The 12,688-nt window shown below is 59.5% G+C and carries 14 protein-coding genes and 1 other RNA gene; 5 read left to right on the top strand and 10 right to left on the bottom strand.

What is annotated here, in order from left to right:
- Positions 1-32: 32 nt before the first annotated feature.
- An RNA gene (rnpB, locus tag OH720_RS26715) (RNase P RNA component class A) lies at positions 33-386 on the bottom strand.
- Positions 387-462: 76 nt separating this feature from the next.
- On the bottom strand, positions 463-1,335 hold the full coding sequence (gene rsmI, locus OH720_RS26720; RefSeq protein WP_180205329.1) for a 16S rRNA (cytidine(1402)-2'-O)-methyltransferase: 873 nt from the start codon (positions 1,333-1,335) through the stop codon (positions 463-465).
- Positions 1,336-1,543: 208 nt separating this feature from the next.
- Between rsmI and OH720_RS26725 the strand changes: the two genes are divergently transcribed.
- The 4 genes from OH720_RS26725 to OH720_RS26740 all read left to right on the top strand — a co-directional run bounded on the left by OH720_RS26725 (position 1,544) and on the right by OH720_RS26740 (position 4,990).
- Entirely contained in the window at positions 1,544-3,355 is a 1,812-nt protein-coding gene (locus tag OH720_RS26725) for a penicillin-binding protein activator (RefSeq protein WP_272603503.1), read from the top strand.
- Positions 3,355-3,717, top strand: a complete 363-nt coding sequence (locus OH720_RS26730; protein WP_272606528.1) for a YraN family protein — start codon at positions 3,355-3,357, stop codon at positions 3,715-3,717. Before OH720_RS26725 ends, OH720_RS26730 begins: the two co-directional genes overlap by 1 nt.
- 104 nt (positions 3,718-3,821) lie before the next feature.
- Positions 3,822-4,415 carry a phosphoheptose isomerase gene (locus tag OH720_RS26735; RefSeq protein ID WP_007972584.1) on the top strand — a complete coding sequence of 198 codons (594 nt, stop codon included), beginning with the start codon at positions 3,822-3,824 and terminating at the stop codon, positions 4,413-4,415.
- The gene (locus tag OH720_RS26740) at positions 4,412-4,990 is read left to right on the top strand and encodes a BON domain-containing protein (protein ID WP_008060258.1); all 579 of its coding nucleotides are present in this window, start codon (positions 4,412-4,414) and stop codon (positions 4,988-4,990) included. Before OH720_RS26735 ends, OH720_RS26740 begins: the two co-directional genes overlap by 4 nt.
- 182 nt (positions 4,991-5,172) lie before the next feature.
- Here OH720_RS26740 and OH720_RS26745 read toward each other — a convergent pair whose 3' ends face one another.
- The 7 genes from OH720_RS26745 to rplM form a co-directional block, all read right to left on the bottom strand.
- Complete coding sequence (locus tag OH720_RS26745) at positions 5,173-5,586, bottom strand: ClpXP protease specificity-enhancing factor (protein ID WP_007943725.1); 414 nt, start codon at positions 5,584-5,586, stop codon at positions 5,173-5,175.
- Between the two features lie 16 nt (positions 5,587-5,602).
- Complete coding sequence (locus OH720_RS26750) at positions 5,603-6,220, bottom strand: glutathione S-transferase N-terminal domain-containing protein (protein WP_007972581.1); 618 nt, start codon at positions 6,218-6,220, stop codon at positions 5,603-5,605.
- Between the two features lie 150 nt (positions 6,221-6,370).
- Positions 6,371-7,153 (bottom strand): cytochrome c1, encoded by a 783-nt coding sequence (locus OH720_RS26755; RefSeq protein WP_272603504.1) that lies wholly within the window; start codon positions 7,151-7,153, stop codon positions 6,371-6,373.
- On the bottom strand, positions 7,153-8,364 hold the full coding sequence (locus OH720_RS26760; protein ID WP_008060256.1) for a cytochrome b: 1,212 nt from the start codon (positions 8,362-8,364) through the stop codon (positions 7,153-7,155). Before OH720_RS26760 ends, OH720_RS26755 begins: the two co-directional genes overlap by 1 nt.
- Positions 8,364-8,957 (bottom strand): ubiquinol-cytochrome c reductase iron-sulfur subunit, encoded by a 594-nt coding sequence (petA, locus tag OH720_RS26765; protein ID WP_008060255.1) that lies wholly within the window; start codon positions 8,955-8,957, stop codon positions 8,364-8,366. The genes OH720_RS26760 and petA overlap by 1 nt, the downstream gene beginning before the upstream one ends.
- A gap of 269 nt (positions 8,958-9,226) precedes the next feature.
- On the bottom strand, positions 9,227-9,619 hold the full coding sequence (rpsI, locus tag OH720_RS26770) for a 30S ribosomal protein S9 (RefSeq protein WP_003228056.1): 393 nt from the start codon (positions 9,617-9,619) through the stop codon (positions 9,227-9,229).
- Positions 9,620-9,633: 14 nt separating this feature from the next.
- Positions 9,634-10,062, bottom strand: a complete 429-nt coding sequence (gene rplM, locus OH720_RS26775) for a 50S ribosomal protein L13 (protein ID WP_003228062.1) — start codon at positions 10,060-10,062, stop codon at positions 9,634-9,636.
- 246 nt (positions 10,063-10,308) lie between these two features.
- Here rplM and OH720_RS26780 point away from each other — a divergent pair, with 246 nt between their 5' ends.
- Positions 10,309-11,349 carry an NADP(H)-dependent aldo-keto reductase gene (locus OH720_RS26780; RefSeq protein ID WP_272603505.1) on the top strand — a complete coding sequence of 347 codons (1,041 nt, stop codon included), beginning with the start codon at positions 10,309-10,311 and terminating at the stop codon, positions 11,347-11,349.
- Positions 11,350-11,473: 124 nt separating this feature from the next.
- Here the strand turns inward: OH720_RS26780 and OH720_RS26785 are convergent, their stop codons facing one another.
- Entirely contained in the window at positions 11,474-12,610 is a 1,137-nt protein-coding gene (locus OH720_RS26785; protein ID WP_272603506.1) for an acyl-CoA dehydrogenase family protein, read from the bottom strand.
- Positions 12,611-12,688 lie beyond the last annotated feature (78 nt).

Raw genomic sequence — 12,688 nt, forward strand, 5'->3', positions numbered from 1 at the left:
GCCCAATGATTTAAGCAGAGGGGAGAAAAAAGGTGGAGAGTCGATCTGTAAGCCGGGTTCTGTCTTGAACAGTCATTCGTCTACGATGGCCATCACTGGACACCTTTAGCAACCTACCCGGTCCCAGCGCGGGCCACGCCTTGGGACCCTATTTGGTCTTGCTCCAAGTGGGGTTTACCTAGCCACGAACTGTTGCCAGACGTGCGGTGCGCTCTTACCGCACCTTTTCACCCTTACCGGCGCCGAAGCGCTTAGGCGGTTATTTTCTGTGGCACTTTCCGTAGGCTCACGCCTCCCAGGCATTACCTGGCACTTCGCCCTATGGAGCCCGGACTTTCCTCCCCCCCCTAATTTTCATAGAGGGCAGCGACTGTCCGATCGACTCTCCGCCGCGAAGGTTAACGGCAGAGCGGCCGAAGAACAAGTGATAAACGCCTCCAGCCACGCCAGTGCGTCGGGTTTTTACTCGCCTTTCTGCTTATCCAGGGCAATCTGATAGAGCACATTCTTGCGCTCGCCGGTAATTTGCGCAGCCAACGCCGCGGCACGCTTGAGCGGCATCTCTTCGAGCAACAGATCGAGGATGCGCATCGCTTCGCTGCTGACGGCACCTTCCTCCTCGGGAGCGGTCCACCCCGCCACCAACACCACACACTCGCCACGCTGCTGATTACTGTCCGACTCGACGAATTCGCGCAACTGGGCGAGCGGCAAGCCCTTGAGCGTTTCGAACGTCTTGGTCAGCTCCCGCGCCAGCAATGCTGGGCGCTCGGCGCCGAACACCTGCTCCATGTCCTGCAGGCATTCGAGGATACGGTGCGGCGCCTCATAGAAAATCAGCGTGCGTGGCTCTTCCTTGATGAGCTCCAGACGCGCGCGCCGCCCCACCGCTTTGGCCGGCAGGAAGCCTTCGAAGATGAAACGGTCGGATGGCAAGCCCGCCGCCGACAGGGCCGCAATCAACGCACAAGCCCCCGGCACCGGCACCACATTGATGCCCGCCGCACGCGCCTGACGGACCAGGTGATAGCCCGGATCGGAAATCAGCGGCGTGCCGGCATCGGAAATCAACGCGACATCGTCACCCGCGAGCAAGCGGGTAATAAAGCGGCTACCCTCATCGCGCTCGTTGTGCTCATGACAGGCAGCCAGGGGGGTGGGAATGCCGAAATGCTGCATCAGGCGCTGGGAGTGACGTGTGTCCTCGGCGGCAATCAAGGCGACCTCACGCAAGATCTTCAGCGCCCGGGCACTGATATCGTCCAGGTTGCCGATGGGCGTCGCCACCACATAGAGCGAGCCAGCAGCGGAATTCAAAGCACCTGGAGCAGTCAAAGCACACACCTCATGATCGGTAAAACGGCCATTGTAGCGCGTAGCGACCCTCGCGATACGGGCAAGCAGCACCCGCTTTTGCAGCCTTTTGTGCCGCACAGCAACATTTACACCCGCTAAATTGGTCGATTCGCACCACTAACATCGCGCCCCGGCCAGTGCTTGGGTACAATTCCACGCTAATTTGATCGAGTATCAGGAACACTACATGATCGCTTGCCTGCGGCTGTTCTCTGCCCTATGCCTCGCTGCCTTGCTGGCGGCTTGCGCCAGCTCGCCCTCCTCCAGCCTTGGCGAACTTCCACGGACCCCGGATGCCAGCATCGAGCAACTGCTCGAAAAGGCCGCCCAAAGCAAATCGCCGGAAGATGCGGCGCTGCTCCGCCTGAGCGCGGCCGACCTGGCCTATCGCCAAGGCAATGCCGGCCAGTCCGCGCAGATCCTGCAACAGGTTCCCGTGGAAAGCCTCAAGCCGGGCCAGCAGATCTTCGCCAACACTCTGGCGGCTGAACTGGCCATGACCCGCAACCAGCCCAAGGCCGCACTGACCGCCTTGAGCCATCCAAGCCTGCAGCGCCTGGGTGAAATGCCGGAAGAGCAACAGGTGCGCACCGGCACCGTTCGCGCCCGCGCCCTTGAGGCCGATGGCCAGACCCTTGCCGCCGCACGGGAACGCATCTTCATCGCGCCGATGCTCAGCGGTGAAGCGGCCAGCAAGAACCACGAGGCGATCTGGAGCCTGATCGCTTCGCTGCCGACCGATCAATTGCAGCCAAACACCACCGATGATCTTGGCGGCTGGATGGCTTTGGCGCTGGCCGTGAAATCTGCCGGCACCCTCGAAGAACAGCAGGCGGCGATCGACAACTGGCGCGCCCAGAACCCGAAACACCCGGCTGCCAAACAGCTGCCACTGCCACTGACCAACCTCAAGGACCTGGCCAGCCAGCCCCTGAGCAAAATTGCCCTGCTCCTGCCACAGGACGGCCCGCTGGCATCGGTCGGCAAAGCACTGCGCGAAGGCTTCATGGCCGCCCACTACCAGGCACAACAAGCCGGGCAGAAACCGCCAGCCATCGAGTTCTACGACAGTTCGCGCCTGACCTCGCTCGACGACTTCTATCGCAAGGCCCAGGCCGATGGCGTGCAACTGGTCGTAGGCCCGCTGGAAAAACCACTGGTCAAACAGCTCAGCACCCGCCCGCAACTGCCGATCACCACCCTGGCACTGAACTACAGCGAAGGCACACAAGGACCGGCCCAGCTGTTCCAGTTTGGCCTGGCCGCTGAAGACGAAGCCCGCGAAGTATCGCGCCGCGCTCGCGCCGACGGCCTGCATCGCGCCGCCATCATGGTGCCCAAGGGTGAATGGGGCGACCGCGTTCTCAAGGCGTTCAGCCAGGACTGGCAAGCCAATGGCGGCAGCATCGTCGCCACCGAGCGCGTCGACCAGCCGGTACAACTGGCCCAGCAGATTGCCGACATGTTCCAGCTGCGCCAGAGCGAAGGTCGCGCCAAGAGCCTGCAATCCACTGTTGGCTCGCAGGTAGCCGCCCAGCCGTCGCGTCGCCAGGACATCGAGTTCATTTTCCTCGCCGCGACGCCACAACAGGCGCAGCAGATCAAGCCGACCCTGAATTTCCAGTATGCCGGTGACGTTCCGGTCTACGCCACCTCCCACGTCTTCAGCGCCAGCGGCGACGTCAACCAGTACAACGACATGAATGGCGTGCGCTTCTGCGAAACCCCATGGTTGCTGGACGCCAACGACCCATTGCGTCGCCAGGTCACCGCGCAATGGCCGCAAGCGGCCGGCAGCCTCGGCCGCCTGTACGCCATGGGCGTGGACGCCTACCGCCTGGCACCCCGCCTGGGCCAGCTCAAGGCCCTGCCGGATAGCCGCATCGAAGGCCAATCCGGCAGCCTGAGCATGACCCAGACCCAGCGAGTGGTGCGTGAATTGCCATGGGCGGAGTTCGTCAATGGCCAGGTTCAACGCCTGCCGAACACCCCACGCTGATGCCTCACAGGTCACGCCAGCAAAGCGGTAAAGATGCCGAGCGCCATGCGCTCGAGCATCTTCAGCAACACGGCCTGCAGCTACTGGCGCAGAACTGGTTGTGTAAACGCGGCGAGCTTGATCTGGTCATGCTGGAGGGCGATACAGTAGTATTCGTTGAAGTTCGTTACAGAAAAAACACTCAATGGGGTGGCGCGCTCGATAGCATCGATGAGCGCAAACGGCAAAAACTGATTTTTGCCGCGCAGTACTTTCTTCAGCGAGAGTCGCGCTGGGCCAACTCCCCTTGCCGCTTCGACGTGGTTGCGATCGACAGCGACCTCGATCAGTTGAACTGGTTGCAAAATGCCTTCGACAGCTGATTGCCTGCGCCCCGAACCGGACACCACCACTCAACACTTTTGCTCTTTGCTTTGCGGGCTGCACATTCACGTGCCGGACAGCCGCGCTCATTAAGGTCACACAGATGGACATGCAATCCCGAATTCGCCAGCTTTTTCAGGCCAGTATCGACACCAAGCAACAGGCGATGGAAGTACTTGCACCGCACATCGAGCAAGCCAGCCAGGTGATGGTCAACGCCTTGCTCAACGAGGGGAAGATGCTTTCCTGCGGCAACGGTGGCTCTGCTGGCGACGCCCAGCACTTTTCATCCGAGTTGCTCAACCGCTTCGAGCGCGAACGCCCGAGCCTGCCAGCCATTGCGCTGACCACGGACAGCTCGACGATCACCTCGATCGCCAATGACTACAGCTACAACGAAATCTTCTCCAAACAGATCCGTGCACTCGGCCAGCCGGGCGATGTCCTGCTGGCAATTTCCACCAGCGGCAACTCGGCAAACATAATTCAAGCGATCCAGGCCGCACATGATCGCGAAATGATTGTCGTAGCATTGACCGGTCGTGATGGCGGCGGCATGGCGTCACTGCTTTTGCCCGAAGACGTCGAGATTCGCGTACCGGCCAACGTCACCGCACGTATCCAGGAAGTCCACCTGCTGGCGATCCACTGCCTTTGCGACTTGATCGACAGCCAACTGTTCGGGAGTGAAGAATGACCCCTAATCGCCTCGGCCTACTGGCCCTGACCCTGTGCCTCGGCATCAGCGGCTGCACCTCGGTGGTTAATGCCAGCCGCGAAGCACCGATTGAAGATGACCGCGGCACCCGCACTTTCGGCAGCAAGATCGACGATTCTCTGATCGACACCAAGGTCGGCGTGAACATCGCCAAGGCCGATCCGGCCCTGGACAACGATTCGCACATCGTCGTCACCAGCTTCAACGGCGTCGTGCTGCTCGCCGGGCAAACCCCGCGTGCCGACCTCAAGGCCAAGGCCGAACAAGCCGCTGCTGCGGTGCAGCGGGTGAAGACGGTCCACAACGAAATTCAGGTCCTGCCACCCTCTGGTTTCCTTGCCCGCCAGAACGACACCTGGCTGACCTCCAAGATCAAGACCCAGATGCTCACCGACCCGAACATCCCCGGCTCGCGCATCAAGGTGGTCACCGAGAACGGCATCGTTTACCTGCTGGGCCTGCTGACCAAGCAGGAAGCCGCCCAGGCGACCAGCCTGGTGCAAGGGGTTTCCGGGGTGCAGAAGATTGTGAAGCTGTTTGAGTACATCGACTGACCCTCCTCGGCGATCGCGATTCTGAAATCGCCACCGCCCTGTAGGAGCCAGGCTTGCCGGCGAAGGCGGCCGGAAGACAGGCGCAATGTTCAAAGGCGTCTTCGCCGGCAAGTCGGATCGCCGCACCGCTGGCTCCTACAGACAGAAATAAAAAAGGGTGATCCTTGCGGATCACCCTTTTTTTATTTCACCACTTTCAGGCTCGGCCGGCCGCTTGGCCGCGGCGGCTCGCTGTCCGGAGGCGGGATATCATCATCCGGCTCGATCTCTTCCTCGTCCTCCATGGGCGACTCCAGATCGAACACCATGCCCTGGCCATTCTCCCGGGCGTAGATACCCAGGATCGAGGCGATAGGCACGTACAGGGTATGCGGCACCCCACCAAAGCGGCCTTCGAAGCTCACCGCCTCGTTGTCCATGTGCAAATGACGCACGGCCTGTGGCGATACGTTCAGGACGATCTGGCCATCACTGGCAAAACCTTGCGGCACCTGCACCGAGGGATACTCGGAATTGACCAGCATGTGCGGGGTACAATCGTTATCAACAATCCACTCGTAGAGCGCGCGGACCAGATAAGGTCGACTGGAGTTCATATCGGCTCCTTAAGCCTTAGCGCATGTCGCGTTCGACACCAGACAGACTCGCCTGGAAAGCCTCACGCGCAAACTGGCGCTCCATGTAATCAAGCAGCGGCTTGGCTGGCCGCGGCAGTTCTATACCTAGAATCGGCAATCGCCAGAGTATTGGCAATAGGCAGCAATCCACCAGGCTTTGTTCCTCACTGAGGAAAAATGGCTTGTCGGCAAACAGCGGCGACACACCCGTCAGGCTCTCGCGCAGTTCTTTGCGCGCCACAGCACGTGCGGCTTCCTTGGTCCGTGAATCCAGGATCAGATCCACCAGGCCACACCAGTCACGCTGAATACGATGAATCAGCAAACGACTGTTGGCACGTGCCACCGGATACACCGGCAGCAGCGGCGGGTGCGGGTAACGCTCATCCAGATATTCCATCACCACCGTAGACTCCCACAACGCCAGGTCACGATCGACCAGCGTCGGCAGGCTGCCGTAAGGGTTCACTTCGATCAGTTTAGGCGGCTGGCGACCAGCCTCCACGTAAATGATCTCGGCGCTGACACCCTTCTCTGCCAGTACGATTCGCACTCGGTGGGAATAGTGGTCGGCGGGGTCGGAGTAACAGGCCAACCGATTGGTCACGCCCATGGCGATCCTCCTCGCTTGTTGAAATGATCGGAAGCGGAAAAACGAGCGCGCCCAGAGGGCGCCTCCCGTAACGCCTGGCTCACCAGGCTCGTTACATCTTCAGAGGCGCCCTTGGGCGCGCGCGATTAACAGCAATTGCTTGAAGCTTTATCAGTGCACATCTTTCCAGTATTCGCGCTTGAGCAAGTAAGCGAATACGAAGAAGAACGCCAGGTACAGCAATACGTACGTACCGATGCGCTGATGTTGCAGCTTAACCGGGTTAGCCGAGTAAGCCAGGAAGGTTACCAGATTCTTGACCTTCTCATCGAACTGCTCTTCAGTCAGGGCACCACTCTTCGGCACGATGGTCAGCTGATCGCACGCTTCATGAGTCAGCGCCGTACCGGTCAGCGGATCATATTGCTTCTTGCCGTCCTCGACGATCTGAACCTGTTTGCAACCGACGACCTGACGACCTTGCAGGCCGACCAGCACGTTAGGCATGCCCACGTTCGGGAAGACCTTGTTGTTCACACCCCATGGGCGCGACGGATCTTCATAGAACGACTTGAGGTAACCGTAGAGCCAATCGGTGCCACGTACACGAGCGACCAGGGTCAGGTCGGGCGGCGCCGCACCGAACCAGGCCTTGGCGTCAGCCGGCTGCATGCCGGTGTTCATGTGATCGCCGATCTTGGCACCGGTGAACACCAGCTTTTCGAGCATCAGCTCATGCGGAATGCCGAGGTCATCGGCAACACGCTCGTAACGCTGGAACTTGGCGCTGTGGCAGCCCATGCAGTAGTTGGCGAACGTACGCGCGCCATCCTGCATCGCAGCCTTGTCGGAAACGTCGATGTCGACTTTTTCCAGCTCGGGACCACCGTGCTCAGCCGCAAAGGACAACACCGGCAGGGCAGCAAGAATCAGTACAGCAAATAGTTTTTTCATCAGCCAGTCACCCTTTCCGGAACCGGTTTGGTCTTCTCGAGCCTGGTGTAGAACGGCATCAGAATGAAGTAGGCGAAGTACAGGAAGGTACATACCTGCGACAGCAACGTACGGCCTGGAGTCGGCGCCAGGACACCCAGCACGCCCAGGATCACGAACGAAATGCAGAACACCCAGAGCCAGATCTTGCTCATCCAGCCCTTGTAGCGCATCGACTTGACCGGGCTACGGTCCAGCCATGGCAGGACGAACAGCACGGCGATGGCCGCACCCATGGCGATCACACCCAGGAGCTTGTCCGGAACCGCACGCAAGATCGCGTAGAAAGGCGTGAAGTACCAGACCGGAGCGATGTGCTCTGGGGTCTTGAAGGCGTTCGCCACTTCGAAGTTCGGCTTCTCGAGGAAGTAACCGCCCATTTCCGGGAAGAAGAACACGATCGAGCAGAAGATGAACAGGAACACCACCACGCCGACGATATCTTTCACGGTGTAGTACGGGTGGAAGGCAATGCCGTCCAGCGGTACGCCGTTTTCGTCCTTGTATTTCTTGATGTCCACGCCATCCGGGTTGTTCGAACCGACTTCGTGCAGCGCCAGGACGTGCAGCACCACCAGGCCGAGAATCACGATCGGCAGCGCAACCACATGCAAGGCGAAGAAGCGGTTCAGGGTAATACCGGAGATCAGGTAGTCACCACGAATCCACTGGGTCAGGTCGTTGCCGATGACCGGGATCGCACCGAACAGCGAGATGATCACCTGGGCACCCCAGTAGGACATCTGGCCCCACGGCAGCAGGTAACCCATGAAGGCTTCGGCCATCAGCGCCAGGTAGATCAGCATGCCGAAGACCCACACCAGCTCACGCGGCTTCTGGTACGAACCGTAGAGCAGACCACGGAACATGTGCAGATAGACCACGATGAAGAACGCCGAGGCGCCGGTGGAGTGCAGCAGGCGCAGGATCGAGCCGTACTCGACGTCGCGCATGATGTACTCGACGGAAGCGAAGGCTTCTTCCGCCGACGGGGTGTAGCTCATGGTCAGCCAGACACCGGTGACGATCTGGTTGACCAGAACGAGCAGCGCCAGGGAGCCAAAGAAATAGAAGAAGTTGAAGTTCTTCGGGGCGTAGTACTTGCTGAGATGGTCTTCCCACATCTTGGTCGCGGGAAAGCGCGCATCAACCCAATCCATGAACTTGCTCATCACGCTTTCTCCGTATCGACGCCAACGACGATGATGTCATCGGTCTCATAGGAATGCGGGGGAACTGGCAGGTTCAAAGGCGCAGGTTGCGACTTGTAGACGCGGCCAGCCAGGTCGTAGTGGGAGCCGTGGCAAGGGCAGAAATAACCACCTACCCAGTCCTTGCCCAAGTCTGCGGGCGCGACTTCGGGACGGAAGGTCGGCGAGCAACCCAGGTGCGTGCAGATGCCGATCAGCAGCAAAACTTCAGGCTTGATCGACCGCGTTTCGGGGTCGACATAGGTCGGTTGTGTCGAGTTCTTGGAGGTAGGGTCAGAGAGCTGGCCCTCGATCTTCTTCAGATTCCCCAGGATTTCCTCGGTACGGCGGACGATGAACACCGGCTGGCCGCGCCATTCAGCAATCATCTGCTGGCCTGGCTCGATCTTGCTGACATTCACTTTCACCGGTGCACCTGCGGCTTTCGCCTTGGCACTGGGAAACCATGACCCCACGAACGGGACCGCAGCCCCCACCGCTCCTGCAGCACCCACCACGGATGTGGCTGCTACCAAGAAGCGACGCCGGCCTGCATTCACGCCGTCATTGCTCATTCAGTCCTCTCCCATCAGCTTTGTGGCCTGTTAAATCAGGCATCTACTAAGTAAAACTCTGTACTTATAAAAATTTTGCCGAATGGTAATGAAAAGCCCCAATTCTGACAAGGTAATTACCCCGGGGCACCACTGCCAAGCCTTGTAGTATAGGGCCTCTGCCGATGTGGCAAGTTGTCACAGCGCAATTCTTTGAGAAAAGCACACGCACAAAAAAACGCCCAGCTCCGTGAGGAAACTGGGCGTTCTTTTTTGAACGTGGAAGCGAATTAACGCTTCGAGTACTGCGGACGCTTACGCGCTTTACGCAGACCAACTTTCTTACGTTCAACTTCACGTGCATCGCGGGTTACGAAGCCGGCTTTACGCAGAGCGCTGCGCAGAGTTTCGTCGTAGTCCATCAGAGCGCGGGTGATGCCGTGGCGGATTGCGCCAGCTTGACCACTCACACCACCGCCGATCACGGTGACGTAGATGTCGAACTTCTCGACAGTCTCAGTCAATTCCAGCGGCTGACGAACTACCATGCGGGCAGTTTCGCGGCCGAAGAAATTATCCAGCGAACGGTTGTTGATGGAGATGTTACCAGTACCCGGACGCAGGAAAACGCGTGCGGTTGCGGTCTTGCGACGGCCAGTGCCGTAATTTTGAGTCGCCGACATAATGAACTATTCCGTTAAATCTTCAGTTCTTGGGGCTGCTGAGCAGTATGAGGGTGTGCAGCGCCCGCATAGACTTTCAGCTTACGGTACATGTCGCGACCCAGCGGGTTCTTAGGCAGCATGCCTTTGACCGCGGTCTCGATCACGCGCTCAGGGGCCTTGGCGATCAGCTTTTCAAAGTTGATCGACTTGATGCCGCCCGGGAAACCGGAGTGGGAGTAGTACATTTTGTCAGTGGTTTTAGCACCGGTAACACGGATCTGCTCAGCGTTGATTACGACGATGTAGTCGCCGGTGTCAACGTGAGGAGTGTACTCAGGCTTGTGCTTGCCACGCAGACGGCTCGCGATTTCGGTGGCCAGACGACCCAGGGTCTGACCAGCAGCGTCGACGACAAACCAGTCGCGCTTTACTGTTTCCGGTTTAGCAGTAAAAGTTTTCATTCTTTATAGCCTCAGGGGCCGCCCTGTAAATTAGACGGCGGATCTTACTGAATAGTGCGTACTTTGACAAGTCAAAGGCAGCCGGATACAGACGCTTTCGGGGGCTCGGGTCGGCGCGTCCGTTCAACGGCAAGATTCTTCGGCGGCGGCGCATCACTTCCACTGCAGAAAGAGGTGCGCAATTATGCAGATTGCGAAAAATATTTCAACCTGCTTTTATGATTGTTTTGCCCAAGGAGCTCCCCGATGGAGTATCGCCAGCTAGGCCGGACCAATCTGAACGTGAGCGCAATCTGCCTCGGCACCATGACCTGGGGTGAGCAAAACAGCGAGGCAGACGCCTTCGCCCAGATCGAGCGCGCCAAGGCCGCCGGGATCAACTTCATCGATACCGCTGAAATGTACCCGGTGCCGCCCAAGGCAGAAACCTACGCCACCACCGAACGCTACATCGGCAATTACTTCAAGAGCCGCGGCGATCGCAGCGACTGGATCCTCGCCAGCAAGATCGCCGGCCCCGGCAACACCATCGACTACATCCGCGACAAGAACCTGCGGCACAACCGCCAGCACATCACCGAAGCCGTGGATGCCAGCCTCCAGCGCCTGCAGACCGACTACATCGACCTGTACCAGCTGCACTGGCCGGAGCGCAGCACCAATTTCTTCGGGCAACTGGGCTACAAGCACCAGACCGAAGCCAACCTGACGCCCCTGGAGGACACCCTCGAAGCGCTGGACGAACAGGTCAGGGCCGGCAAGATCCGCCACATCGGCCTGTCCAACGAAACGCCGTGGGGCACCATGCGCTTCCTGGCCCTGGCCGAGCAACGCGGCTGGCCGCGCGCGGTGTCGATCCAGAACCCCTACAACCTGCTCAACCGCAGTTTCGAGGTCGGCCTGGCGGAAATCGCCATTCGCGAACAGTGCGGCCTGCTCGCCTATTCGCCGCTGGCGTTCGGTTTCCTGTCAGGCAAGTACGAAGGTGGGGCCCGTCCGCCAAAAGGCCGCCTGAGCCTCTACAGCCGCTTCAGCCGCTATTTCAACCCGCAGTCGGAAGCGGCCTGCAGCCGCTACGTCGCACTGGCCCGGGAGCACGGCCTGGATCCGGCACAAATGGCCCTGGCATTCGTCACGCAGCAGCCTTTCGTGACCAGCAACATCATTGGCGCCACGACCCTGGAGCAACTGGAGAGCAACATTGCCAGTTTCGACTTGAAGCTGTCGGAGGAAGTGCTGGAAGGGATCGAGGCGATTCACAAGGATCATCCGAACCCCGCGCCTTGACTGATCATTCCCACGCTCTGCGTGGGAATGCAGCCCGGGACGCTCCGCGTCCCTTTCTGAAGCTGGAACGCGGAGCGTCCCTTGAGGCATTCCCACGCAGAGCGTGGGAACGATCAACACTGCATTACAGTGACCGCGCAATGATCTCCTTCATGATTTCATTGGTCCCGGCATAGATCCGCTGCACCCGCGCATCCGCCCACGCCCGGGCAATCGGATACTCCCACATGAACCCGTAACCGCCATGCAACTGCACGCACTCGTCGAGCACCTTGCACTGCAGGTCCGTGCCCCAATACTTCGCCATCGCCGCCGTCGGCACGTCGAGCTTGCCTTGCAGATGCAACTCCAGGCAGCGGTCGACAAAGACCCGGCCGATCTGGATCTCGGTCGCCATTTCGGCGAGCTTGAAACGGGTGTTCTGGAAGTCGGCAATCGCCTTGCCGAAGGCCTTGCGCTCGCGGGTGTAGTCCAGAGTCCATTGCAACGCCGCTTCAGCTGAAGCCAGGCCGCCGATGGCCACGGTGAGACGCTCCTGCGGCAACTCCTGCATCAAATACGCGAACCCCATCCCTGCCTGGCCCAGCAGATTTTCCTTGGGCACCCGGACATCCTGGAAGAACAGCTCCGAGGTGTCCTGGGCCTTCATGCCGACCTTTTCCAGGCGCTTGCCCTTGTCGAAGCCCGGCGTATCGGCCTCCACGAGGAACAGGCTGGTGCCCTTCGCGCCTGCCTTCGGATCGGTCTTGGCGACGACGATCACCAGGTCTGCGAGAAAACCGTTGGTGATAAACGTCTTCGAGCCGTTGATCACATATTCGTCGCCATCGAGCACAGCGGTGGTCTTTACCCCTTGCAGGTCGGAACCGGCACCGGGCTCGGTCATGGCAATGGCACTGACCAGCTCGCCAGACACCAGTTTGGGCAGGTATTTGTGTTTCAGCGTTTCACTGCCGTAATGCAGGATGTAGGGCGCAACGATGTCCGAATGCAAGGAGAAACCGATACCGGTCAACCCCAGGCGCCCTATCTCTTCGATGACCACCGCGCTGTACAGAAAGTCCGCCCCCAACCCGCCGTACTGTTCCGGCAGGTGCGAGCACAACATCCCCGCCTCCCCTGCCTTGTTCCAGAGTTGACGGTCGATATAGCCCTGTTTTTCCCATTGCCCATGGAACGGCACCGCTTCTTTCTCGAGGAACGTTCGCACGCTGTCGCGAAAGAGTTCGTGCTCGGAACTGAACAAGGTTCTCGGAATCATGCGGCACCCTTATCTTTGTTTTTTAAAGGAATGGACCTTCAGAGACTATGCCTGGCGTCCGATACAGGACACTGGACA

The organism is Pseudomonas sp. WJP1 (assembly GCF_028471945.1).
In the GTDB taxonomy this organism is placed as follows: domain Bacteria; phylum Pseudomonadota; class Gammaproteobacteria; order Pseudomonadales; family Pseudomonadaceae; genus Aquipseudomonas.